Consider the following 25,107-nt stretch of genomic DNA (forward strand, 5'->3'; position numbering starts at 1 on the left):
TCGATGCCTTGGTATCAGGCTTACTTGCTTACTTGGCCGCCATCAGCGCGATCGTCATATCGAGCATGCGGTTGGAGAAACCCCACTCGTTGTCGTACCACGACAGCACCTTCACCAGCGTGCCTTCCATGACGCGCGTCTGGGTGGCGTCGTAGGTGGAGGAAGCCGGGTTGTGATTGAAGTCGACCGACACCAGCGGCTGAGTGTTCACCGCCAGGATGCCCTTCAATGCGCCGTTGGCGGCTTCGTTGATGACCGCGTCGATTTCTTCCTTGGTGGTCGGACGGGCGGCGTCGAAGGTCAGGTCGACCACCGACACGTTGATGGTCGGCACGCGCATGGCGAAACCGTCCAGCTTGCCGTTGAGCTCCGGCAGCACCAGGCCCACCGCGGCGGCGGCGCCGGTCTTGGTCGGGATCTGGCTCATCGTGGCCGAACGCGCGCGACGCAGGTCGGAGTGGTACACATCCGTCAGCACCTGGTCGTTGGTGTAGGCGTGGATGGTGGTCATCAGGCCGCGCACGATGCCGATCTTGTGGTGCAGCACCTTGGCCAGCGGCGCCAGGCAGTTGGTGGTGCACGACGCGTTGGAGATCACTTCCAGCTTGGAGGTGAGCTTGTCCTCGTTCACGCCGATCACGAAGGTGCCGTCCACGTCCTTGTCGCCAGGGGCGGAGATGATCACCTTCTTGGCGCCCGCGGCGATGTGCGCACTGGCCTTGGCCTTGGAGGTGAACAGGCCGGTGCACTCAAGCACCACGTCGACGCCCAGGGCGCCCCACGGCAGCTTGGACGGATCACGCTCGGCGCAGACCTTGATGCGGTCGCCGTTGACGATCAGATCGCCGCCGTCCACCGACACGGTACCCGGGAACTTGCCGTGGGCGGTGTCGTACTGGGTCAGGTGCGCGTTGGTCTCGGCGTTGCCGAGGTCGTTGATCGCAACGATCTGGATCTCGTTGGTGCGACCGGCTTCGTACAGCGCGCGCAGAATGTTGCGGCCGATGCGACCGTAACCGTTGATGGCGACCTTGATGGCCATGGGACAGCGTCCTCCGGAGTGAGGTGACGAAAGTGGCGGCTGTGGGACCGCCGTAAAACCGTCATTTTAGCCTGAACCGAGGGGTAGCCTCATCCGGGGCTGTTCAGGAAGCGTGGAACGCGGTTGAATCGCTGCCTTGGGGCATCCTCACCCCGTCGGAGATCGCCATGAGCGACGCAGAACAGACCATCGAGATCAGCCTCGAACAGACGAGGGACTACGAGTTCAAGGTGCATTTCGACGATACGGCCATTCCCGACCTGGTCACCGACGAAACCTCGCCGCTGGGTCACGATGCCGGCCCCAATCCGTCGCGCCTGCTGGCCACCGGCGTGGCCAACTGCCTGGCGGCCAGCCTGCTGTTTGCACTGCGCAAGTACAAGAACGCGCCAGGCACGCTGGGTGCGCGCGCAAAGGCGACGCTGACGCGCAACGAGCACAACCGCTGGCGCGTCACGCGCATCGCGGTGGAGCTGCAGCTGGCCGATGCGGCCGCCTCGCTGGAGCACATCGATCGGGTGATCGCCCAGTTCGAGGACTTCTGCATCGTCACCCAGAGCGTGCGGCAGGGCATTGCGGTGGATGTCGCCGTGCGCGACGGCGAGGGTCGGTTGTTGCCGGCGCCGGTGGTGGGCTGACACGCGGCTTGCGCCTGGCTGTCATTGGGCTGTGGCAAACTCGGCGGCCCTAACCCTGGAACGTATGCCGCCATGTTCTCTCTGCGTCGATCTGCCCTAGCGCTGTTTACCTGTCTTGCCCTCGCACCTGCGGCCCAGGCGTGGGGACCGCTGGGTCACAGCATCGTGGCCGACCTGGCGCAGCGTCACCTCAGCCCTGCAGCTGAAGCGGAAGTAGAACGCCTGTTGGCGCCGGAGCACACCAAGTCGCTGGCCGACATTGCCAGCTGGCCGGACGAGATCCGCAACGATCCCAAGCAGGATGCGCTGTGGAAGCAGACGCGCGGCCTGCACTACATCGACTTCACCTCGGGCGACTGCAACTACACGCCGCCGCGCGATTGCAAGGACGGCCAGTGCGTGGTCGCCGGCATCGACCATTACGTGACGGTGCTGGGCGACAAGAGCCAGCCCGACGCGGTGCGTCTTGAGGCGCTGAAGTTCGTGGTGCATTTCATTGGCGACGAACACCAGCCGCTGCATGGCGGCTCGCGTGACGACAAGGGTGGCAACGCTTATCAGGTGCAGTTCGAAGGGAAGGGCACCAATCTGCATAGCGTGTGGGACTCGGGCCTGCTCAAGACCCATGGCCTGGAGTGGAAGGCTTACGCCGACGAGCTGGATGCGCGTGGCCCGGTCACGCTGCCGGCACCGATCCCGCCGCTGGACAACGCCTACGCCCAGTGGGCCGAGGAGTCCTGCGCGATCAGCCGCGACATCTACCCCGACAGCCACAAGATCGACCAGGCCTATGTCGACAAGGAACTGCCGGTAGCCGAACTGCGTTTGCGCGAAGCGGGTCGACGCCTCGCTGAAGTGCTGAACCTCACGCTGTCGCAGTAAGCGCCCCGGGTTTCCGCCGAGAGAGAGCCGGCCAGATGCCGGCTCTTTTTTTGTCCCTGAAGGTCAGGGCCGTCTCGTCAGGCAGGGCCATTCGGGTTCGCCAACGATGCTTTTTTGTGCGATGCAAAATCATTCGTGGCGATCGTGGACGCCGCTTCGAACGGCGTCCTGGAGTGTCTTGGCGGGTCCCTGTGCCTGGCTTTGGACTGGCGTTGCGTTTGGTGGCCGATGACACCAGTCGTCGGGCGTATAGATGTCCATGATGCAGACCAGTGCAGTGAGCCCACTACGTTCTTCTTGGTGAGAACGTAATACCAGTGGCTAGGTCTGGTACGCATGCCAGATGCAGTCCACTTGCAGGCGCGGCGAGGTCACGCAAAAGCCTGCCAAAACCCTCTGGCGCAATGCATCAGTTCTGCTAGTTTGGAATGATGACTACTGAAAATCCGCTGCGCCGCACAAAGATTGTCGCCACCCTCGGTCCCGCTACCGATGCGCCTGGCATGCTCGAAAAAATCATCGCCGAAGGGGTCGACGTGGTTCGCCTGAACCTGTCGCATGGCCAGCCCGATGATCACCGTGCGCGCGCCAACGCCGTGCGCGATGCGGCTGCCAGGCTTGGCCGCGAGGTGGGCGTGCTCGCCGACTTGCAGGGTCCGAAGATCCGCGTCGAGCGTTTCGCCAACGGCCCGATCGAACTGAACGTGGGCGACAGCTTCGTGCTGGACTGCACCCCCGGCGCGCCGCTGGGCGACAACACCCGCGTGGGCGTGAGCTACTACGACCTGCCCAAGGACGTGTCCGCCGGTGACGTGCTCCTGCTCGACGACGGCCTCGTCGCGCTCACCGTCGAAGAGGTGGTGGGCCAGGAAATCCGCTGCACGGTGTTGATCGGCGGCAAGCTGTCCGATCGCAAGGGCCTCAACCGCCAGGGCGGCGGCCTCTCCGTCACCGCGCTGTCGGACAAGGACCGGGCCGACATCAAGCTGGCCGCCGAAATTGGCGCCGACTTCCTCGCCGTGTCGTTCGTGCGCTCGGCGGACGACATGAACGAGGCACGCCGCCTGCTTGAGGAAGCCGGCGGCAAGGCGTCCCTGGTGGCGAAGATCGAGCGCGCCGATGCGATTCCCGTGCTGGGCGAGATCATCGACGCCTCCGATGTGGTGATGGTGGCGCGCGGCGACCTGGGCGTGGAAATCGGCGATGCCGAGCTGCCGGGCCTGCAGAAGAAGATCATCCGCGAATCGGTGCAGCGCAATCGCGCGGTGATCACCGCCACGCAGATGCTGCAGTCGATGGTGCGCTCGCCCATCCCAACCCGCGCCGAGGTCATGGACGTGGCCAACGCCGTCATCGACGGTACCGATGCCGTGATGCTGTCCGAGGAGTCGGCCGCCGGCGCGCATCCGGACAAGGCCGTGGCCGCGCTTCGCCGCATTTGCCTCGGTGCCGAGCGGCAGTTCGAACCGAAGGAAGATCCGGCCACGCAGGCCCATCTGCTCGATCGTACCGACCAGGCCATTGCCCTGGCGGCGATGGTGCTGGCGGCGCAGCTGGGCGTGCGTGCCATCGTGGCATTGACCGAATCGGGCGCCACCGCGCAGTGGCTGTCGCGCTACCGCAGTGCGGTGCCCATCTACGCGCTGTCGCCGTTCGACGACGCGCGTCGCCGCATGTCCATCTTCCGCGATGTCACGGCGGTGAAGTTCACCCACGTATCGCAGACGCCGGCCGGCTCGGCCCGCGACGCGGTGCGCCAGTTGTTCGTGCAAGGCCGACTGGCCGAGGGCGATCGCGTGGTGCTGACCCATGGCGATCACATCGGCCAGGGTGGCGGTACCAACACGCTCAAGCTGCTGTCGGTGGGCGCCGAGGGCGTGGTGGAGTGCCTGCGGGATCTGTAAATGTCGCCGGGACGTCGGTCGTGCTTCCATGCGGCTAGAATCCGGATGACCCATCCCCCAATGCAGGCACAGGAGGTTTTCCATGAACACGATGTCACGACGCTGTACCCGGGCCTTGGTGTTGGCGCTGGCCATGACCGGCGCGGCGCCGCTGCTGGCGCAGTCGCAGGCGCGCATGGTGGGGCCGGAACATATCCAGTCGTACTGGATCATGCTCAACACCAAGGTGGACGCCGACGTTCCCAACAGCGGCCGCAACATGGACAAGCCCGGCTGCGTGGCGGTGAGCTACCTGATCGGTTCCGATGGCGTGCCGCAGAACGTCACGGTGCGCAAGGTAGTGCCGCAGAGTGACCTCGACGCGGTGGCCAAGAGCGTGGTGAGCAACTTCCGCTACGGCCCGTCGCTGACCAACCGCTCCAGCGAGCCGGTGTCCACGTACTACATCGTGCCGTTCAACCTGCCGGCCGACCCGGCCCAGCGCCAGTCCATCACCAACGCCTGCAAGCTGTCGGGCTTCGACCAGGCCTGACTGCCAGGCCAGCGCTGGCGCCGTCCAGGGCCTTCTCCGGACCCTGGGCGGCGTTCTGGCCTATAATCGCCGCCTTTGAGCCTAGCTGCCCCCCTGGGGCGGCATCACCTTGTGCGGCCCACACCGCCTAAGTATCCGGAGTTGTCATGAGCATCGAAGATCTCGAAAGCATCGCCCTGGCGATGGTCGCGCCCGGCAAGGGCATCATCGCCATCGACGAGTCGACCAACACCATCAAGAAGCGTTTCGAGGCCGTTGGCATCGAGAACACCGAAGAGAACCGCCGCGCCTACCGTGAGCTGCTGCTCACCGCGCCGGGTCTGTCCGAGTACATCTCCGGCGCCATCCTGTACGACGAGACCATTCGCCAGTCGACCAAGGACGGCGTGCCGTTCACCCAGGTGATGAAGAAGAACGGCATCATCCCGGGCATCAAGGTCGACAAGGGCCCGGTGCCGCTGGCCGGTTTCCCGGGCGACGTGGTCACCGAAGGCCTCGATGGCCTGCGTGAGCGCCTGCAGGAATACGCCAAGCTGGGCGCCCAGTTCGCCAAGTGGCGCGCGGTGATCAACATCAGCGAAGAAAACCCCAGCTCCACCGCCATCGAGGCCAACTGCCACGCGCTGGCCCGCTACGCCGCGCTGTGCCAGGAAGCCGGCCTGGTGCCGATGGTCGAGCCGGAAGTGATCATGGACGGCGACCACGGCATCGAAGTCAGCTACGAAGTGCACGAAGCCGTGCTGCGCAGCCTGTTCAACGCGCTGTACGAGCAGAACGTGATGCTGGAAGGCACCATCCTGAAGGTCAGCATGGTCATCCCGGGCAAGGATGCGGACGAGCAGGCCGAGGTCGAGGAAGTCGCCGAAGCCACCGTGCGCGTGCTCAAGACCACCGTGCCGGCCACCCTGCCGGGCATCGTGTTCCTCTCCGGCGGCCAGACCGACGAGCAGTCCACCGCGCACCTCAATGCGATGAACCGCATGGGCCCGCACCCGTGGCCGTTGAGCTTCTCCTACGGTCGCGCCATGCAGCAGGCCGCGCTCAAGCTGTGGGCCAAGGACATGAAGGCCAACTACGCCGAGGCGCAGAAGACCGTGCTGGCCCGCGCCAAGGACAATGGCCTGGCCGCGCTGGGCCAGTGGAACGCCAAGTAAGCCGGCTTTTCATTTAGCTCTTGCCGCAAAAGAAACGGGCGCCTCGCGGCGCCCGTTTTTTGTTGCCTGGTACAGCTCGATCAGAAGCGGTATTCCGCGCTGACGGTGTACAGGTTGGTCGGCATGCTGATGTTCTTGCTGCTCTGGCTGCCGTCGTAGTAGTCCCAGTTCAGGCCCACGCTGATGTTATTGGTGATGTTGTAGCCAGCGCCCACGCCAGCGTAGTAGCGGGTGCTGTTGAAGTTGACGGACTGCGGGTTGAACCGGTCGTTGGTGAGGCCAGAACCCTTGGCGAAGAAAGCACCGCCGCGCACTTCACCGTACCAGCGCGGGCTGAAGTTGTAGCGCAGGTTCAGACCAGCGGTAGCGCCCTGCAGCTTGGACTGGCCGTTGCTGCCGGTGTAGTTCGCGTAGTTCTGGGTGTAGGCACCACGAGCGTCAGCGCGACCCAGGTACACGTAGCCAACTTCCGCGCCCAGCGAGGTCGAGGGGTTGATGGCGAAACGGTAACCGCCCTTGAGGCCGCCAGCGAAGCTGCCGTTGTCGTAGGGCCCCTTGTCGATCTGGCCGTAGCCGGCGTTGGCGCCGACGTACCAGCCCTGCTGTGCGGTCGGGTTGGCGGCGTCCTGAGCAAAAGCGGCCGGAACGGCCACGAAACCGGCGGTGGCCAGAGCAAGAGCAATAATGGTCTTTTTCATGGGGGTACTTCCTCTTCGTCTTATTGGGCCAGTCCGCACGGCCGGGGGTTCGGTCGTCTGCGGCTGGGGCACCTGCTTGGTAGCGGTGGTGCTGGCTATTAGATGCGGTGGCACCTGAAGAGTTTCAATACCCGTTAGTACAGGATTAAGGGCGGGTTAATTCTTCGCAGGGTTCAGCCGGGACTGGCGCGCGACATCGGGCGCGGGGATCAGCGACAATAGGCGTTTTTAGCCGCCGCCTTCCCCGGAGAACCTTTTGATGACTACCCGCCGCGAACTAGCCAACGCCGTGCGCGCCCTTGCGATGGACGCCGTGGAGCAGGCCAACTCGGGCCACCCGGGCATGCCCATGGGCATGGCGGACCTCGCCGAGGTGCTGTGGAACGACTTCCTGCAGTACAACCCGGCCAATCCCAAGTGGTTCAATCGCGATCGTTTCGTGCTCTCCAATGGCCACGGCTCGATGCTGCAGTACGCCCTGCTGCACCTGACCGGCTTCGACCTGCCGCTGGAGCAGCTCAAGCGCTTCCGCCAGCTGCACTCGAAGACGGCCGGCCATCCGGAAGCCAGCGAAACCCCAGGCGTGGAAACCACCACCGGCCCGCTGGGTCAGGGCCTGGCCAATGCCGTTGGTTTTGCGCTGGCCGAGAAGGTGCTGGCCGCGCACTTCAACCGTCCGGGCCACGAGATCATCGATCACCACACTTACGTGTTCCTTGGCGATGGCTGCCTGATGGAAGGCATCTCGCACGAGGTGGCCTCGCTGGCCGGTACCTGGAAGCTGGGCAAGCTGGTGGCGGTTTATGACGACAACGGCATTTCGATCGACGGCGAAGTGCATGGCTGGTTCACCGACAACACGCCGGAGCGTTTCGAGGCCTATGGCTGGAACGTGATCCGCGGGGTCGACGGGCATGATGCGGCAGCCATTGCCGAAGCGTTCAAGACGGCAACCAGCCAGAGCGAGAAGCCCACGCTGATTTGCGCCAAGACCATTATTGGTTTCGGCGCGCCGCACAAGCAGGGCAAGGAAGAGAGCCACGGCGCCGCGCTGGGCAAGGACGAGGTGGCCGCCGCCCGTGACGAGCTGGACTGGCGCTACGCACCGTTCGAGATTCCGGCCGAGATCTACGCCGGCTGGGATCATCGCAAGGCGGGTGCCGAGCTTGAGCAGGCCTGGCACGACGCGCTGGCCAAGTACACGGCGGCCTTCCCGGAACTGGCGGCCGAGCTCAATCGCCGCATCAGTGGCGAGCTGCCGGCCGACTGGGCGGCCAAGTCGCAGGCGTTCATCGACAAGCTGCAGGCGGAGGGCCCTGTGGTGGCCTCGCGCAAGGCTTCGCAGATGACCATCGAGGCGTTCGCACCGCTGCTGCCGGAACTGATCGGCGGTTCGGCCGACCTGGCCGGTTCCAACCTCACCAAGTGGAAGGGCAGCGTCGACGCCGGCAACGGCCATAACCCCAACGGCAACTATGTCTACTACGGCGTGCGCGAGTTCGGCATGACCGCGATTGCCAACGGCCTGGCCCTGCATGGCGGCTTCATCCCGTACGACGCCACCTTCCTGGTGTTCTCCGATTACGCCCGCAATGCCGTGCGCATGAGCGCGCTGATTCCGGCGCACGCCATCCACGTGTACACGCACGATTCGATCGGCCTGGGCGAAGACGGCCCGACCCATCAGCCGGTGGAGCACCTGGCCTCGCTGCGCTATATCCCGAACAACCAGGTGTGGCGCCCGTGCGATGCGGTGGAATCGGCGGTGTCGTGGAAGCTTGCCATCGAGCGCAAGGGCAACCCGGCCTGCCTGGTGTTCTCGCGCCAGAACCTCAAGCACCAGCAGCGCACCGCGCAGCAGGTCGCCGACATCTCGCGTGGCGCCTATGTGCTGTCCGACCCGCAGGACACCCGGTTCAAGGCCATCCTGATCGCCACCGGCTCGGAAGTGGAGCTGGCCATGGAAGCGGCCCGCACGCTGGCGCAGCAGAACGTGCCGGTGCGCGTGGTGTCGATGCCGTGCACGGAAGTGTTCGACGCGCAGCCGCTGGAATACCGTGAAGCGATCCTGCCGGGCTGGTGCCGCGCCCGCGTGGCGGTGGAAGCGGCGAGCGCCGACTTCTGGCGCAAGTACGTGGGCCTGGACGGCGACGTGGTCGGCATGACCACCTTCGGTGCCTCGGCGCCGGCACCGCAGCTGTTCGAGCACTTCGGTTTCACCGTGGCCCATGTGGTCGATGCGGCGAAGCGCGTGATCGGCTGATCTCAAGGTTCCGCCGAAGTCGAAAAAGCCGCGGCGTGCCGCGGCTTTTTCTTTGGGAGAAAGCCTGTGCCGTCAAGGTGTTGGGGCGGCTGTTGCACGCAGGCTAACAGCCCTTGAGGAAATGGAAATTCCGTGTGTGGAAGTCGGTTTCTAGAGTGCGCATCAAGCCGACGGCAGGTGCCGCCAGCTACCCACCACTCAAGGGAAATCGCCATGAAAACGTTCAAGACCTTGTTCGCCACCGCTGCCATGGCCGTCGCCGCGCAAGCCAGTGCCGGCCAGTTGGAACCCTCCACCCAGGCCTTTATCGATGCCCTGGCCGCCAAGGGCGGCGAGCCGATCTACAAGCTGCCGGTGCCGCAGGCCCGCCAGGTGCTGGAAGATGCGCAGTCGGGCAACGTCGCCAAGCTGCCGGTCGACAAGCAGGACCTCACTTTCAACGACGCCAAGGCCGGACCGGTCTCCATCACCATCATCCGTCCCAAGGGCGTGACCGGCGAACTGCCGGCGGTGCTGTACATCCACGGCGCGGGCTGGGTGCTGGGCAGCGAGAACACCCATGATCGCCTGGTGCGCCAGCTGGCGACCGGCGCCCGCGCCGCGGTGGTCTTCGTGAACTACTCACGCGCGCCGGAGGCGAAGTTCCCGGTGCAGGACGAGCAGTCCTACGCGGCCGCCAAGTGGGTGGTCGAGCACGGCAAGGAACATGGCATCGACGGCCACACCATGGCCATCGCGGGCGACAGCGTGGGCGGCAACATGACCGCCGCGGTGACCTTGATGGCCAAGCAGCGCGGCGGTCCGGCGTTCGTCTACCAGGTGCTGTTCTATCCCGTCACCGACGCCAACTTCGCGAACGGCTCCTACCGCGAATTCGCCAACGGTCCGTGGCTGACCCTGCCGGCGATGCAGTGGTTCTGGAACGCCTATGTGCCGAACGAGGCCGAGCGCCAGAATCCGCTGGTGACGCCGCTGAACGCCACGCTGGAGCAGTTGAAGGATCTGCCGCCGGCGCTGGTGATCACCGACGAGAACGACGTGCTGCGTGACGAAGGCGAAGCCTATGCGCACAAGCTGATGGCGGCCGGCGTCAACGTGACGGCGACCCGTTACCTGGGCACCATCCACGACTTCGTGATGCTCGATGCGCTGGCCGATACGCCGGCCGCCAAGGCGGCGGTGGCCCAGGCCAACCAGAAGCTGCGCGCGGCGCTTTATCCCGCGCAGAAGTAAGCGCCGGGTGGCTTGACGGCTTGACCATGACGCCCCCGCCTTGGGGGCGTCAGTTCCAGTGCCACTCGCTGGCGAATTGCACGAACTCCGTGGCGCTTGGATTCAACGAGCGGTCGGCGGCCTGGACCAGGCTCACTTCACGCTCGATGGTGCGATCACTGAACGGGCGCAGGTTGATGCCGGGCATCAACGGCGAATATTCCGGCACGAACGAAATGCCGAAGCCACCCGCCACCATGGTCTGGATCCAGTCCTCGCGCTCGCTGCGGAACGCCACCGGAAGCTCCATGCCCAGTTGCCGGACCTCGTTGAGCCAATACCCCTGGTACTCGCAGCTTTCGCGCAGCAGGTGAGGTTCCTGGGCGGCCTCGGCGAGGGGAATGCTCTCGCGCTCGGTAAACGGATGTCCCGCCGGCACGGCGATGCGGAAGGGCTCGCGATACAACGGCTGGGTCTTGAAGCGTGCATCCACCTGGTCGGGAAACGCCATGACGGCGAGATCGAGAGCGCCGCTGAGCAACTGCTCGTTGAGATCATCCACGCCGCTGTCGGCCAGCTGGATCTGGCAATGGGGATGCGCCAGGCGGAATTCGCCCAGGAAGCCGAGGAAGCGCGCCGGCCCGATGGTGCACATGACGCCGATGCGCACCGGCGCCTCGTCGGTATCCAGGAATTGCTTGCCCGCTGCCCGCGCGGCCGCCATGCCATTGGCGATCTGTTCCAGATGCGGGCGCATCAGCATGCCGAAGGAGGTGACCTGTACGCCATGCGTGTCGCGGGTGAACAGGGGCGCACCCAGCTCGTCCTCCAGCTTGCGCAGGCCGCGCGACAACGCCGGCGTGGTCACGAAGCAATGCGCCGCCGCGCGGGTGAAGTTGAGATTGCGATACACCGCCAGGGCGTAGCGGATTTCGTGGGCTTCCATGGTCGTTCCCGGGCCTGGACAGGCGATTGTAGCGGCCCTGCCGCCCGCGACGGGAACGCGTCAGGCGGCCAGCAGTCCGGCCAGTTCGGCAGGTGTTTCGATCAACGCGTGGGCGCCCGCGCGTTCCAGTTCCGCACGGCTGCCGAACCCCCACAGTACGCCCACGCCGCGCACGCGATTGGCCACCGCGCCATCGATATCGAAGTGGCGGTCGCCGATCATCGTGGCCTGCTCGGGGGTAGCACTGAAATCGGCCAGTGCGGCAGCGATCATGCTGGCCTTCTCGCTGTGCGGGCTGGATGGGTCCGGACCGTATAGACGGCTGAAGGCCTTGCCGAACGGCAGGTGTTCAATGATAGGACGCGCGTGCCGCTCGGGCTTGCTGGTCACCACCGCCAATTCGTGACCGGCGGCCTGCAGCCGCTCGATCATCGCCTCGATGCCCGGGTATACCGTGTGCTCGCGCCAGCCGATGGTGTGGAAGCGCTGGTGGTAATGCTCCACCGCCTGCTCGATGCGCTCGTGGTCGTGGTCCAGCAGCGGCGCGAAGCTGTGCCGCAGCGGCGGGCCGATCCAGTGCCGCATCTTTTCAGGATGCGGCACGCCCAGCTGCGTCAGCGCATGGCGGACGCAGCCCAGGATGCCGGCTTCCGAATCGATCAGCGTGCCATCGAGGTCGAATAGGCAGAGCATCAGTGGCCTGCGCGGGCCTTGAGTGCGGCCACGGCCGGCAGCTCCTTGCCCTCGAGGAATTCGAGGAAGGCGCCGCCACCGGTGGAGATGTAGGAGATGTCGTCGGCGATGCCGTACTTGTCCACCGCGGCCAGGGTGTCGCCACCACCGGCGATGGAGAACGCCGGCGAGGCGGCGATGGCACGGGCCAGCGTCTCGGTACCAGCGCCAAAGGCATCGAACTCGAACACGCCGACCGGGCCGTTCCACACCACGGTGCCGGCCTTGGCGATCATCTCGGCATAGCGGCGGGCGGTCTCGGGGCCGATGTCCAGGATCAGCTCGCCTTCCTTCACCTCATCCACCGCCTTGACCGTGGCCGGCGCATGGGCGGAGAACTCCGGCGCCACCACCACGTCCACCGGCACCGGCACATCGGCGTGGCGGCGCTTGGCATCGGCGATGACCTTCTTGGCGGCCGGGATCAGGTCGGGTTCGTACAGCGAATTGCCCACCGAATGGCCCATGGCGGCGATAAAGGTGTTGGCGATGCCGCCACCGACGATCAGCTGGTCCACCTTGCCGATCAGGTTTTCCAGCAGGGTCAGCTTGGTGGACACCTTGGAGCCGGCCACGATGGCCAGCAGCGGGCGGGCCGGGTGCTCCAGCGCCTTGCCCAGCGCGTCCAGCTCGGCCGACAGCAGCGGGCCGGCGGCGGCGATGGGGGCGAACTTGATCACGCCATGGGTGGAGGCCTGGGCGCGGTGCGCGGTGCCGAAGGCGTCCATGACGAAGATGTCGCACAGCGCGGCGTACTTCTTCGACAGGGTTTCGTCGTCCTTGCCTTCGCCCACGTTCATGCGGCAGTTCTCCAGCACCACCACCTCGCCGTCGGCGACGTCGACGCCGTCAAGGTAGTCGGCCACCAGGCGCACCGGCTGGCCGAGCTTGTCGCCCAGCCATGCGGCGACCGGCGCCAGCGAGGATTCGGCGTCGAACTGGCCTTCCTTCGGGCGGCCCAGGTGCGACAGCACCATCACCTTGGCGCCGGCATCGCGGGCGGCCTTGAGCGTGGGCAGGGCGGCATCCAGGCGCTGGGTGGAAGTGATCCGGCCGTTCTCGATCGGTACGTTCAGGTCTTCGCGGATCAGCACGCGCTTGCCGCGCAGATCAAGATCGCTCATGCGGGTGACGGACACGGCGGAACTCCTGGCTTCAATTCATGGATGCGGACGCCCGAGGGCGCGAACCGCCTATTGTCCTGCCCGCCCGGCGGCGATGCAAACCGCACCACGGGTATCCTAGGCCGCCGACCCTTCCCGTTTTCCAGCAAAGGACACCTCATGACCCCGGATCTGGTCCTGTATGGCTATTGGCGTTCGAGCGCGGCCTATCGCGTGCGTATCGCCTTGAACCTCAAGGGCTTGGCCTACGAAACGCAGCCGGTGCACCTGGTCCGTGACGGGGGCGAGCAGCATGCGCCGGAGTTCCAGGCGCTCAATCCGCAAGCGCTGGTGCCGTGCCTGGTGGACCAGGGGCAGGTGTTCACCCAGTCGCTGGCGATCATAGAATACCTGGACGAAACCCGGCCCACACCGCCGCTGCTGCCTGCCGACCCGGCCGGCCGGGCTCGTGCCCGTGCGCTGGCGCAAGTGGTGGCTTGTGACCTGCATCCGCTGGGCAACCTGCGCGTGCTGCAGCATCTGGCGAGCCAGTTTGGCGCCGACGAAGCGGCCAAGGGCGTGTGGTCGCGGCACTGGATCAGCGAAGGGCTGCGTGCGCTGGAAGCGATGCTGGCCGGCCATGTGGCCACCGGCCGCTTCTGCCACGGCGATACGCCGACCATCGCCGATGCCTGCCTGGTGCCGCAGGTCTACAACGCCGTGCGCTGGAAAGTGCCGCTGGACGAGTACCCGACGATCAGGCGCATCCACGAGGCTTGCGAGGGGTTGGCGGCGTTCCGGCTTGCCGCGCCCGAGGCGCAGCCCGACGCGCCCGTCGCCTAGCGCGTCATCCCGGCGTTCGCCGGGACGGCGGCGAGGCAGCGAGCGCTGTCTGTCAGAAACCCAGCCCGTAGGGATCGTTGCCGACCAACTCGGCATTTTCCGCGTTGCCGCCGCTGTCGGACAGGCGGATCTTCAGTGCCAGGCCATCGCGGGAGTCGGCCTTGTTGAGCGCCTCGTCCAGTTCGATGCGGCCTTCCTTGTACAGGCGGTACAGCGACTGGTCGAAGGTCTGCATGCCTTCCTGCAGGCTGCGGTCCATCGCTTCCTTGACGTCGTGCACCTGGCCGCGGCGGATCATGTCGCGGATCAGCGGCGTATTGAGCAGTACCTCGGTGGCCGGCAGGCGGCGGCCGTCCTTGCCCACCACCAGGCGTTGGCTGATCACCGCGCGCAGGTTGAGCGCCAGGTTCATCAGCACGTTCTTGTGCGCCGATTCGGGGAAGAAGTTGAGGATGCGCTCCAGCGTCTGGTCGGCGTTGTTCGAATGCAGCGTCGCCAGGCACAGGTGGCCGGTCTCTGAGAACGCGATGGCCGCTTCCATGGTGTCGGTGTCGCGGATCTCGCCGATCATGATCACGTCCGGCGCCTCGCGCATCGCGTTGCGCAGGGCCTCGTGGTAGCTGTGCGTGTCCAGGCCGACTTCGCGCTGGTTGACGATCGACTTCTTGTGGCGGTGCAGGTACTCGATCGGGTCCTCGATGGTGAGGATATGGCCCGAGGAGTTCTGGTTGCGGTGATCGATCATCGCCGCCAGCGTGGTCGACTTGCCCGAGCCGGTGGCGCCCACCACCAGGATCAGTCCGCGCGGCTCCATGATCAGCTCGCGAAAGATGCTCGGCAACTGCAGCTGGTCGATGCTGGGGATCTCGCTCTTGATGGCGCGGATCACCATGCCCACTTCGCCGCGCTGCTTGAACACGTTGATGCGGAAACGGCCGGCTTCCTTCACCGCCAGCGCCATGTTCAGCTCCAGATCGCGCTCGAACTGGGGCACCTGGCCCTCGTCCATCAGCGAATAGGCGATTTTCTTGACCATGCCGCTGGGCAGGCCCGTATTGCCCAGCGGATAGAGCTTGCCTTCCACCTTGATGTTCACAGGAGCGCCGGTCGTCAGGAACATATCCGACGCGCCCTTGTCAACCATTAGCTTGAGGAAGTAACCAATGTCCACTCGAATCCCCTAATTTCGCGCGCATTGCTAAAGTCGATTATGCCCGCCCACAATACGCTGTGACACTCCGAGAGGACTGAGTGATGGTGCACATCTTTTCCCCGCTGTCCGGGCGCCCCAAGGGTGTCCGTGTGGCGGTTTCGACCCTGACGCTGGCATTTACGCTGGCGCTAGCCGGCTGCGCCACCACGCCGCCGCCGGACGGGGTGATGAATCAGGCCCAGGTGCAGCTGCAGGCTGCCCGCGACGCCGACGCGGCCGATTACGACCCAGTGGACCTGGGCTTTGCCCAGAGCAAGTTCCAGCAGGCGCAGAACGCCATGGCCAACCGCAAGTACGACGAGGCGGCCGTGCTGGCCGACGAGGCGCGTGCGGATGCCGAGCTGGCCCGTACCAAGGCCCGCCTGGCGGCCGCGCGGGCCCAGATCCAGAGCAAGACTGCCGCCAACCAGCAGTTGCGCGACCAGATCGACCAGGCGCTGGCCAACGAGCAGCAACAGGACCAGACCCAGAACCCGGCGCTGCCCGCCCAGCAACCGCCGCCGACCGATATGCCGGCACCGCCCAGTTCCTCGGTGACCGAGCCCGTCCCCCAGGGACAGGGCTTCCAGACCATCCCCCAGCCCACCACGGACCAGGGCGTGCCCCAGTCGACCACTGACGGAGGTCACCCATGAAATCCTCGACCTTTCGTTTCCCGGCGCTGATCCTGGCGCTGGCCGCGGCGAGCGTGGCCCATGCCTCCAAGGACGACATGGACGTGGCGCGCCTCAACAGCAGCCTCGATCAGCTGGCCAGCGACCCGGTGCTGGGCGGCTACGCCCAGGCCGAGCAGGCCCGCGCACACGATGCGGTGAACCAGCTGGCGCAGGCCCGCTCGCGTGATCGCGCCCATGCGCTCTATCTGGCCGAGCGCCGCGTCGACCTGGCGCGCGCCACCGCGCAGTTGCAGGACGCCCAGCTGAAGATCAACCAGCTCGACCGCGAACACGACCAGATCCAGCTCGATGGCAGCCGCCGCGAGGCGGAACAGGCCCGTCGCGAGCTGGAGCGCCAGCGCCTGCAGTACCAGCTGGCGCAGGAGGAGGCCGCACGCCAGCAGGCGGAAGGCGCCGAGGCCACCGCCCAGGCCCAGGCCGAGGCGGAGCAGGCCAAGAAGCTGGCCGCTGCCCAGGCCAAGCTGGCCAATGCCGCCAAGAAGCAGGCCGACCTGGCTGCCCAGGCGGCGCGTGCCATGCGCGCCCAGATGCAGCAGGGCGATAGCGGCTCGTCGGACGACAGCGCAAAGAAGGACCAGGGCAAGTAATCCGCCCGGTGCTTAGGTAACCCTCGTGAGGGCCGGCCGGTAGATTCCGCCGGCCTTCGCTTTTTCGCTGGGCTGGACAACCGCATGCGAGCTGCCAGGGTATGCCGTTCAAGACCCGGAAAGCGTTTGTTGAATTCACGCAAAAGGCTGTTCTGGCAGCTTTTTTTGTTTGCATCGTGACGGATGGCCAAGCCCGATGGTTACGCTTGCATGACCCCGGCACGGAGAGTAGGGTCAAGTTCCCAGGGGCACCTTCGCCACCTGGGTCACTGACCTGAATCATGCGCTCACCTTCCCCCTTCATCGTTCTCCATGCACCGGTCATCCGGCATGGATCGCGGGTGTGTGCATGCCATTCATCGTCTGCGGGCGTGCCTATGGGGCGCCCGTCGTTCTCTCCAGAGGAGGTCGGATCATGTTTGAAAACCAGCAGCGTGATGATGTCGAAGCTTTGATGAAGGCCGATGCGGAGTTTCGTCGGCTGTACCAGCACCATCAGGAGCTCGACAGCAAGGTGCACGACGCCGAGATTGGCGTGCTTCCCATCGATGACGTGACGTTATCGGGCATGAAGAAGGAGAAACTCCACGCGAAGGAGCGGCTCCAGCGCATGTGGGACAGTCGCACGCACCGCATCAACTGAACCTGCGAGGTTTCGCATGAACGCGGCCCCGGTGCCTCCCGCAAGGGAACGGTTACCGGGGCCGCCGTCTTTTCGCCTTACGGAAGGCGTCATTCCGGCTCGGTTATCATCAGCGTCCCATCCGGTCACCCTGACGCGGCCGGAACCTACAGCCAGGAGTCCCCATGACGGTCCACCAGAGTGTCCTCGAACTGATCGGACGTACCCCGATGGTACGCGCGCAGCGCCTGGACGTCGGACCGTGTGAGCTGTTCCTCAAGCTGGAAAGCACCAACCCCGGCGGCTCCATCAAGGACCGCATCGGCCTGTCGATGATCGAGGGCGCCGAGCGCGCCGGGAAGATCCGCTCAGGCGACACCCTGGTCGAGGGCACCGCCGGCAATACCGGCCTGGGCCTGGCCCTGGTGGCGCAGCAAAAGGGCTATCACCTGATCCTGGTGGTGCCCGACAAGATGAGCCGCGAGAAGATCTTCAACCTCAAGGCGATGGGCGCCGAGGTAGTGCTCACCCGCTCGGACGTCGCCAAGGGGCATCCGGAGTACTACCAGGACATGGCCGAGCGCATTGCGCGCGAGACGCCCGGCGCCTACTTCATCAACCAGTTCGGCAACCCGGACAACCCGGCCGCGCATATCGCGACCACCGGGCCGGAGATCCTGGAGCAACTGGACGGCAAGGTCGACGCCATCGTGGTCGGCTGCGGCTCGTCGGGCACGCTGAGCGGCCTGTCCAAGTTTTTCGCCGAGCACTCGCCGCAGACCGAGTTCGTATTGGCCGACCCGGTGGGCTCGATCCTGGCGCAGTACATCAACGAAGGCGTGCTTTCGACCAAGTCCGGCAGCTGGATGGTCGAGGGCATCGGCGAGGATTTCCTGCCCACCATCAGCGACTTCACCCGCGTGAAGAAGGCTTACGCGATTCCCGACAAGGAAAGCTTCCTGGCCGCGCGCGAGCTGCTGGCGAAGGAAGGCATTCTCGGCGGTTCGTCCACCGGCACGCTGTTGGCCGCCGCGCTGCGTTACTGCCGTGAGCAGACCAGCCCCAAGCGCGTGGTGACGCTGGTGTGCGACACCGGCAACAAGTACCTGTCGAAGATGTACAACGACTACTGGATGCTCGACAACGGCTTTATCGAGCGCGAGCGGCACGGTGATCTTCGCGATTTGCTGATGCGCCCGTTCGCGCAGCGCGACACCGTGGTGGTGGGCCCGAACGAACTGCTGATGACGGCCTACACGCGCATGAAGCTGTATGACGTTTCGCAGCTGCCGGTGATGGATGGCAGCCGCCTGGTCGGCATCCTCGACGAATCCGACGTGCTGATGCACGTGCATGCCGACGAATCGAAGTTCCGCGATCCGGTGTCCACCGCCATGATCACCAACCTGCAGATGCTCGATGTGCGCTCGCCCATCGAATCGCTGCTGCCGGTGTTCGAGCGCGGTCACGTGGCGATCGTGGTCGATGGCGAGCAGTTCCTGGGCCTGATCACCCGGATCGACCTGCTGAATTATCTACGCCGCAAGGTGCATTGAACCGGCCCTGCCTGGCGTCCAAGATGCGCCATCGGCCCACCCGTCGATGGCCATGAAAGTTTGTTGAAATAGGGTGTCGACAAAGTCGCGCTTTGCGGTCGGACGGATCGCACCTGTTTCGAAGGAGTAACAAGTCATGTGTGGAATCGTTGCCGCTGCCGCCCAGCGTGATGTGGCGCCGCTGCTGATCGCTGGCCTGAAGGCGCTGGAATACCGCGGCTACGACTCGGCCGGCCTGGCCGTGCTCGATCACGGCGAGATCCGTCGCGTGCGCGCCAAGGGCAAGGTGCGCGAGATGGAGTCGCTGTACCTGGCCGACCCGTTCCCTGGTGGCATCGGCATCGCGCATACCCGCTGGGCTACGCATGGCGTGCCGAACGAGGCGAACGCCCATCCGCACATGGCCGGCAGCGTGGCGTTGGTGCACAACGGCATCATCGAGAATTACGCCAGCCTGCGCAGCGACCTGCAGGCACGCGGCCACGTGTTTACCTCCGAAACCGACACGGAGGTGATGGCCGCCTTGATCAATGAGCAGGTGGAGTCGGGCCTGAGCTTGCGCGAAGCAGTGCTGGCCACGGTGCGCGAACTGGAAGGCGCCTACGCCATTGCTGTCATCAGCCGCAAGGAGCCCGGTCGCGTGGTCGGCGCACGCCACGGTGCGCCGCTGCTGGTCGGCGTGGGTATTGGCGAGCATTTCCTGGGCTCGGATGCACAGGCACTCATCCAGGTCACCAACAAGATCATCTATCTCGACGAGGATGACGTCGCCGAGATCACGCGCGACAGCGTGGCGATCTACGGCCTCGATGGCCGTCGCGTCGAGCGCTCGATGCACGAAAGTGAACTGTCCGCCGATGCGGTGGAGCGTGGCGAATACCGTCACTATATGCAGAAGGAAATCTTCGAGCAGCCCAATGCGGTGGCAGCGACGCTGGAAGCGCGCATCGGCCCGCATGGCGTGCTGCCGAATATCTTCGGCGTGGATGGCGACGAGCTGCTGGCCAAGGTGCGCGGCCTGCACATCATCGCCTGCGGCACCAGCTATCACGCCGGCCTGGTGGCCAAGTACTGGATCGAAGAGCACGCCCGCCTGCCGGTGAGCGTGGAAGTGGCCAGCGAGTACCGCTATCGGGAAGCCGTGGTGCCGGATGACACGCTGTTCGTCGCCATCTCGCAGTCGGGCGAAACGGCCGACACGCTGGCGGCCATGCGCGAATCGCGCCGTCGCGGTTATCTGGGTACGCTGGCCATCTGCAACGTGCCCGAGTCATCCGTGGTGCGTGAAGCCGACCTCAAGCTGATGACGCGCGCCGGTCCGGAAATCGGCGTGGCGTCCACCAAGGCATTCACTACGCAGCTCGCCGCGCTCGCCCTGCTGACCCTGCACCTGTCGCATCAGCGTGGCCTGGAAAAGTCGCGCTATCTGGACCTGTGCACCCAATTGCAGCATCTGCCGCGTGCACTTGAGGATGCGCTCAAGCTCGAACCGGAGATCATTGAGCTGTCCGCCCATCTGATCCACCGTCAGCACGCGCTGTTCCTCGGCCGCGGTGCGCAGTATCCAGTGGCATTGGAGGGTTCGCTCAAGCTCAAGGAAATCTCCTATATCCACGCCGAAGCGTATCCGGCCGGCGAACTCAAGCACGGCCCGCTGGCGCTAGTGGACGAAGACATGCCGGTGATCGCGGTCGCCCCCAACGGCCCGCTGCTCGACAAGCTCAAATCCAACCTGCAGGAAGTGCGCGCACGCGGTGGCGAGCTGCTGGTGTTCGCCGATGGTGAAGCCTGCCTGGAGGGCAACACCGCACGTGGTGTCACATTGCGCATCAATGGTGGCGGCGATTTCATCGCACCGGCGGTGTTTACCGTGCCACTGCAACTGCTCGCCTACCACGTGGCTGTGCTGCGCGGGACTGACGTGGACCAACCGCGTAACCTGGCGAAGTCGGTGACGGTGGAATAACCAAGTGATTGGTTTGACTAAGCGATGCGGCACTGCATCGTTGGCGATAGGTGACCTGTATGTGCGCCGAAGGCTTTGCCTTGATTGCTGGGCACATCGCCCATGACTTGGAGCCGAGGGCGAATCTCCGATTACGCTGAGCCTATGTTGCGCGCTGACGAGTTGGGGGATTGCGCATTAATGCTGCAACGCAGCACTGGATATGCAATCTTCCAACTTGTTTGAAACGCAGCGGGGTATGACTATTCAGTGCCAAACGTGCGCAGTAAATCACCGCAATTCCAGCGACCTAGCGGGCTTTCAATCGCGCTTGCTTTGAGGTCAAATGAGTTGAGGCAGCGCGAATTTATGGCCAATTTCTTGCCGGGATGAGCGCTGAAGGAGAGTCGCGTGCAATTGTGGGATGCTTCCTGGTCCGACCAGGTGCGGCACGAGAAACATGCGATAGCTGGCAGCGATTCATGGACAACCTTGATGACGCGTGAGCATCGAGGCGGGAATTCAGCGGGTCATGAAATTTCTTGTACACGCGCAAGTCGATCAAGGCAGCATAGAAAAGCGCCTGGGATCGGCTGACTACAGTTACTACTTTCTGCTTCGCGCATTTTCCAATGTGTTATCGGATCTGGGTGAAGTCATTCCTCTGTCGGATCCCGCGCAGGCGTCCGACATTTACGCGCGTTGCGAAGAAGAGGGAGAGCCCTGCGTGTTGTTGTCCTTTGCACCGCCCCACAAGACGCCCTTGGGACTTGCCTGTCCGACTGTGCCGGTGTTTGCTTGGGAATATCCTAATATTCCAGAGCGCATCCAGGAGGCGTCCTGGATGCACGATCCCAGGAATGACTGGCGCTATGTCTTCCATCGGACGGGCAGGGCCATTGCCCTGTCCACGCACACGGTGGATGCCGTGCAGAAGAGTATGGGATCACAATACCCGGTGGTTGCCATTCCTTCGCCAATGAGGGCAAGGCAGCGATTGACGGCTGGGCGGCGGCCACCCGACTTGATAAGTACGAGGACGTTGCGCGTACATGGGCGGGTCGTCGACAGCGCCTGCATGGGCTTGAGTCCGGAGGCGCTAGTCAATCCGGCGGACGAAGACGGCACACTCTTCCGATCCGACGATTTCCGCTACCTGTCCAGTGACCCGAACGATTTTCCTGCTTGCCGTATCACGGACGGTACGAAAGTCTACGCCCACAGTGCGAAGAGCGACGAGGTGTTGCTGGAGCCAGGTGAGCAATGGCCCGTTGACAGCGGCTGGGATCTGCCACCGTTAGCCACGACGCGTCTGGATTTGCAGGGCATAATCTACACTGCGGTATTGACGCCAGAGGCTGGGCGAAAGAATTGGTTGGACCTTCTTACCGCATTTTGTTGGACATTCCGCGATATGCCGGAAGCCACCTTGGTTCTCAAGATGGCAGGAACTGATCTCTCTCTCTATCATCGCCAGTTGGTCATGTTGCTGACCAAGTTGTCGCCAATGAAGTGCCGGGTTATTGCCATCCATGGTTACATCTCCGATGAGGACTATCAGTCCCTCATATTGGCGACTACCTACTATGTGAACACCTCGTTATGCGAAGGCCTATGTCTTCCGCTTGTGGAGTTCCTCAGTGCAGGTATCCCGGCGATTGCACCCAATAACACAGCGATGGCTGATTACATCAGCGATAGCATCGCTTTCGTTGTGGCCAGTTATCCTGGGGTGCCGACTGTCTGGCCTCATGGTGATCTAGAGATCAATTGCACGTTCACCCACCAGCTTGACTGGCAATCACTATCATCGGCTTATCAGTGCAGCTTTGCTGTGGCGTGCAAGGAGCCACAGCGATATACCGACATGTCCATGCGTGCTCACGAGGCGATGTATAGCTATTGCGGCGTCGAGACGGTGAAGCGTCAATTGCAACGATTCCTTTGTCCCGACATCACTCCGCATACAGTGAGTGATGGTGAAACGTCGTCCCTGGCCGAAACTGCCACCTCATGAAGTTGCTTACCTACACCAGCACGCCGGCACGTGACTTGCAGTCTCAGCTAGGTCGGCCGGAATACAGCTACCGTTTTGTCGTCCAGGAGTTCAGGCCGCTGCTTCGGAGTCTGGGTGACGTGATCGAAGTAGAGCATCCGGAGTGGGAAGTCGATGCCATATATGAGGCATGCCGTCGCCATGGCGAGGAATGTGTGTTCCTTTGCTTCATGCCTCCTAACAAGACGCCGGTAGGCCTTGCCTGCCCGACTATTCCGGTTTTTGCTTGGGAGTACGAGGCGCTTCCCTTCGAGGCCTTCGGAGGCAAACCTCGCAATGACTGGCGACGAGTTTTGGCTAGTGTTGGCTCTGCATTGACGCACTCGACCTACACAGTCGAGTGCACGCGGGCTGCCATGGGCAACCAATTTCCCATTGCCTCGGTACCAGCACCCTTATGGGACAGGATGCAATCGCCGCGTGAGCCGCTATCCGCGCCGGCGATCCTGTCGATCGATGCCATTGTGATCGACAGCCACTTGATAGATCTGTTTGCTTACCGGCGCAGCGCCATTAATGCGGCATTGCCAAAAGTGTTGCCAGTGCCGCCCGGTTGCGAGTTCGGGCGGCACAACATCGTGCTGGATGGCATTCTGTATACGGCAATCTTCAACCCATTTGATGGAAGAAAGAACTGGCTGATGATGGTGAGCGCTTTCTGCGAGGCGCTCCGTGACAGATCGGATGCTACTCTTCTGATCAAGCTGACCCATCATGATCCGGCTGAGATCATTCCCGAGATCATTGAGGCAATCTACAAGATGGGGCCGATGCAGTGTCGGGTCGTGCTGGTGCATGCTTACCTGCATCAGTCAGCCTATGATCTGCTGCTGGCAGCAACGACCTTCGCGGTGAATGCCTCACACGGTGAGGGGCAATGCCTGCCGCTGATGGAATACATGGCGGCAGGCAAGGTCGCCGTTGCACCCCGTCATACCTCCATGCGGGACTATATCGATCACGATTGCGCCTTTGTGGTCGATTCAACGGAGGAAATCGGGACTTGGCCGCATGATCCCCGGCAGATCTTCCGGACACTAAGGCAGCGGATCCATTATCACTCGTTGGTTGCCGCCTTTAGGCAAAGCTATTACGTGGCGACCAAGGAGCCTGCTGTCTACGAGGCCATGTCGCGGGCCGCAATCGACTCCTTGCGGCGATACTGCTCGATGGAGGTCGTACGCCCGCGCTTGGAACAGAGCATTCGCGAACGGTTGGATGCACATGCAGCCAATCCCGTGAGCAAGGTTTCCAATGTCTGCGCTTGACCTTACCCGTCAATCAGGCCAGAGGAACCTCGAGATTGAAGTCCTGCGTGCCCTGGCAGTGATCGGTGTTGCAGTACATCACTTGCAGGGTGTGTTGTTTCAGCCTGGCTTGCAGTCCCTGACTGCATTGTTTCACTACGCTGACTTTTGGTGGGGCGTAGACCTGTTTTTTGCTATTTCCGGCTTTGTGATTGCGCGAGGGTTGCTCCCGCAGCTAGGAGGGGAAAGGGGGGCGGGGCGCTACTGGCCTAGCTGGATAGGGGCATTTTGGATTCGTCGTTTCTTGCGGTTACTTCCTTCTGCATGGCTTTGGTTGACGCTGACGTTGCTAGCAGTTTTCCTGTTCAACAAGACCGGCGTATTCGGGAGCGTTGAGGCTAATCTCAAGGCAACGCTTGCGGGCGTACTGAACATTGCCAACTTTCGCCTGGCGGACGCTATGTTCCGGTATGAGTACGGTGCCAGTTTCGTCTATTGGAGCCTGTCGCTGGAAGAGCAGTTTTATCTGGTACTCCCAGTCTTGTTGCTAGTCCTTCGGCGTCACGTTGCATGGTTGCTGGTGGCCGTCTTTGTGGCGCAGGCGCTGATCTTTCGCTCGGTGTTCTGGATGACCATGCGTACGGACGCCTTGGCTCTGGGGGTGCTGATCGCGATGCTGGAGCAGGGGAGGATCTGGATCGTGGTCGATCCGCGCTGGGTGGCGAGGTTCCCGGTATCGCGCACGATGGCGGTGCTGCTCCCGTTGGCGGGAATGTGCGTATTCGCATCGGGATGGATGGAGAAATGGCCCTACCGGGTGAGCTCCATCGCCATGCTAGCCGCGTGGCTTGTGTGGATGGCCTCGTATGCCAGCGGCTATGTCATGGGAGATGGCTACCCAAGGCGTTGGCTGGCTTGGATCGGAGCACGATCCTATGCGATCTACCTGATCCACGTGCCGGTTTATTTCGGCATGAGGGAGGCCACACAGCGTTTGATCGATGCAGGTGTCATCCATCGCTGGCCACCGTCGTGGCTATCGTTGCTAATCGCGCTGGTGCTGATCGGCTTGCTTGCGGAGCTTAACTATCAATGGGTTGAGCAGCCCCTCAGGGCGTATGGCAGGCGGTTGGCCGATGCCTTTGAGTGCTGGTGCAAGGGGCACGACGGGCGGGCGCGCGATGAACAGGCGTCTCGCTTGGGTTCGGTGGCCTCTTCGCCATGAGTGCGCCGGAAGCAGCATCCCGACTGTGGC

The 25,107-nt window shown here is 63.8% G+C and carries 22 protein-coding genes; 16 read left to right on the forward strand and 6 right to left on the reverse strand.

Translation table 11 applies throughout. From position 1 onward, the window contains the following. Window positions 1–28: 28 nt before the first annotated feature. Entirely contained in the window at window positions 29–1,042 is a 1,014-nt protein-coding gene (gap, locus tag MJ606_RS13155; protein WP_243049985.1) for a type I glyceraldehyde-3-phosphate dehydrogenase, read from the reverse strand. A gap of 167 nt (window positions 1,043–1,209) precedes the next feature. Between gap and MJ606_RS13160 the strand changes: the two genes are divergently transcribed. From MJ606_RS13160 to MJ606_RS13180, 5 genes are all read left to right on the forward strand, one after another. Further along, window positions 1,210–1,680, forward strand: a complete 471-nt coding sequence (locus MJ606_RS13160; RefSeq protein WP_243049986.1) for an OsmC family protein — start codon at window positions 1,210–1,212, stop codon at window positions 1,678–1,680. A gap of 72 nt (window positions 1,681–1,752) precedes the next feature. Next, the gene (locus tag MJ606_RS13165) at window positions 1,753–2,562 is read left to right on the forward strand and encodes a S1/P1 nuclease (RefSeq protein ID WP_243049987.1); all 810 of its coding nucleotides are present in this window, start codon (window positions 1,753–1,755) and stop codon (window positions 2,560–2,562) included. Between the two features lie 431 nt (window positions 2,563–2,993). Then, window positions 2,994–4,466: a pyruvate kinase gene (gene pyk / locus MJ606_RS13170; RefSeq protein WP_243049988.1), complete on the forward strand. Its 1,473-nt coding sequence runs from the start codon at window positions 2,994–2,996 to the stop codon at window positions 4,464–4,466. Window positions 4,467–4,548: 82 nt separating this feature from the next. Continuing rightward, window positions 4,549–4,998 (forward strand): energy transducer TonB, encoded by a 450-nt coding sequence (locus tag MJ606_RS13175; protein WP_243049989.1) that lies wholly within the window; start codon window positions 4,549–4,551, stop codon window positions 4,996–4,998. A 146-nt stretch (window positions 4,999–5,144) separates the two neighbouring features. Next, on the forward strand, window positions 5,145–6,152 hold the full coding sequence (locus tag MJ606_RS13180) for a class I fructose-bisphosphate aldolase (RefSeq protein ID WP_243049990.1): 1,008 nt from the start codon (window positions 5,145–5,147) through the stop codon (window positions 6,150–6,152). 80 nt (window positions 6,153–6,232) lie between these two features. Here the strand turns inward: MJ606_RS13180 and MJ606_RS13185 are convergent, their stop codons facing one another. Beyond that, complete coding sequence (locus tag MJ606_RS13185) at window positions 6,233–6,850, reverse strand: outer membrane beta-barrel protein (protein ID WP_243049991.1); 618 nt, start codon at window positions 6,848–6,850, stop codon at window positions 6,233–6,235. A gap of 259 nt (window positions 6,851–7,109) precedes the next feature. Here MJ606_RS13185 and tkt point away from each other — a divergent pair, with 259 nt between their 5' ends. Next, window positions 7,110–9,113 carry a transketolase gene (gene tkt, locus MJ606_RS13190; protein ID WP_243049992.1) on the forward strand — a complete coding sequence of 668 codons (2,004 nt, stop codon included), beginning with the start codon at window positions 7,110–7,112 and terminating at the stop codon, window positions 9,111–9,113. Window positions 9,114–9,326: 213 nt separating this feature from the next. Next, on the forward strand, window positions 9,327–10,346 hold the full coding sequence (locus MJ606_RS13195; RefSeq protein ID WP_243049993.1) for an alpha/beta hydrolase: 1,020 nt from the start codon (window positions 9,327–9,329) through the stop codon (window positions 10,344–10,346). Window positions 10,347–10,395: 49 nt separating this feature from the next. On the opposite strand, the gene MJ606_RS13200 is transcribed toward MJ606_RS13195, so the two are convergent. From MJ606_RS13200 to MJ606_RS13210, 3 genes are read right to left on the reverse strand one after another with little or no spacing between them, the layout of a single operon-like run. Next, window positions 10,396–11,271, reverse strand: a complete 876-nt coding sequence (locus MJ606_RS13200) for a LysR family transcriptional regulator (protein WP_243049994.1) — start codon at window positions 11,269–11,271, stop codon at window positions 10,396–10,398. 60 nt (window positions 11,272–11,331) lie between these two features. Beyond that, window positions 11,332–11,964 carry an HAD hydrolase-like protein gene (locus tag MJ606_RS13205; protein ID WP_243049995.1) on the reverse strand — a complete coding sequence of 211 codons (633 nt, stop codon included), beginning with the start codon at window positions 11,962–11,964 and terminating at the stop codon, window positions 11,332–11,334. Next, window positions 11,964–13,142, reverse strand: coding sequence for a phosphoglycerate kinase (locus tag MJ606_RS13210; protein ID WP_243049996.1), 1,179 nt, complete (start codon window positions 13,140–13,142; stop codon window positions 11,964–11,966). The genes MJ606_RS13205 and MJ606_RS13210 overlap by 1 nt, the downstream gene beginning before the upstream one ends. 144 nt (window positions 13,143–13,286) lie before the next feature. Here MJ606_RS13210 and maiA point away from each other — a divergent pair, with 144 nt between their 5' ends. Continuing rightward, on the forward strand, window positions 13,287–13,949 hold the full coding sequence (gene maiA / locus MJ606_RS13215) for a maleylacetoacetate isomerase (protein WP_243049997.1): 663 nt from the start codon (window positions 13,287–13,289) through the stop codon (window positions 13,947–13,949). 52 nt (window positions 13,950–14,001) lie between these two features. Here the strand turns inward: maiA and MJ606_RS13220 are convergent, their stop codons facing one another. After that, the gene (locus tag MJ606_RS13220) at window positions 14,002–15,120 is read right to left on the reverse strand and encodes a PilT/PilU family type 4a pilus ATPase (RefSeq protein ID WP_243049998.1); all 1,119 of its coding nucleotides are present in this window, start codon (window positions 15,118–15,120) and stop codon (window positions 14,002–14,004) included. Window positions 15,121–15,203: 83 nt separating this feature from the next. Here MJ606_RS13220 and MJ606_RS13225 point away from each other — a divergent pair, with 83 nt between their 5' ends. The 8 genes from MJ606_RS13225 (at window position 15,204) to MJ606_RS13260 (ending at window position 25,077) form a co-directional block, all read left to right on the forward strand. Beyond that, a complete protein-coding gene (locus tag MJ606_RS13225) occupies window positions 15,204–15,797 on the forward strand; it encodes a DUF4398 domain-containing protein (RefSeq protein WP_243049999.1) in 594 nt (197 codons plus the stop codon). Continuing rightward, window positions 15,794–16,426, forward strand: coding sequence for a hypothetical protein (locus tag MJ606_RS13230; RefSeq protein ID WP_243050000.1), 633 nt, complete (start codon window positions 15,794–15,796; stop codon window positions 16,424–16,426). Before MJ606_RS13225 ends, MJ606_RS13230 begins: the two co-directional genes overlap by 4 nt. Before the next feature lie 415 nt (window positions 16,427–16,841). After that, entirely contained in the window at window positions 16,842–17,069 is a 228-nt protein-coding gene (locus MJ606_RS13235) for a YdcH family protein (RefSeq protein ID WP_243050001.1), read from the forward strand. Between the two features lie 164 nt (window positions 17,070–17,233). Then, window positions 17,234–18,604, forward strand: a complete 1,371-nt coding sequence (locus tag MJ606_RS13240; RefSeq protein ID WP_243050002.1) for a pyridoxal-phosphate dependent enzyme — start codon at window positions 17,234–17,236, stop codon at window positions 18,602–18,604. A 136-nt stretch (window positions 18,605–18,740) separates the two neighbouring features. Then, complete coding sequence (gene glmS / locus MJ606_RS13245) at window positions 18,741–20,570, forward strand: glutamine--fructose-6-phosphate transaminase (isomerizing) (RefSeq protein WP_243050003.1); 1,830 nt, start codon at window positions 18,741–18,743, stop codon at window positions 20,568–20,570. A gap of 481 nt (window positions 20,571–21,051) precedes the next feature. Then, entirely contained in the window at window positions 21,052–22,566 is a 1,515-nt protein-coding gene (locus MJ606_RS13250) for a glycosyltransferase (RefSeq protein ID WP_243050004.1), read from the forward strand. Next, window positions 22,563–23,873 (forward strand): glycosyltransferase, encoded by a 1,311-nt coding sequence (locus tag MJ606_RS13255; RefSeq protein ID WP_243050005.1) that lies wholly within the window; start codon window positions 22,563–22,565, stop codon window positions 23,871–23,873. The genes MJ606_RS13250 and MJ606_RS13255 overlap by 4 nt, the downstream gene beginning before the upstream one ends. Continuing rightward, window positions 23,860–25,077, forward strand: a complete 1,218-nt coding sequence (locus MJ606_RS13260; protein ID WP_243050006.1) for an acyltransferase — start codon at window positions 23,860–23,862, stop codon at window positions 25,075–25,077. Before MJ606_RS13255 ends, MJ606_RS13260 begins: the two co-directional genes overlap by 14 nt. Window positions 25,078–25,107: the final 30 nt, after the last annotated feature.

The sequence above is a fragment of the Dyella sp. RRB7 genome, assembly GCF_022761115.1.
GTDB lineage: Bacteria > Pseudomonadota > Gammaproteobacteria > Xanthomonadales > Rhodanobacteraceae > Dyella.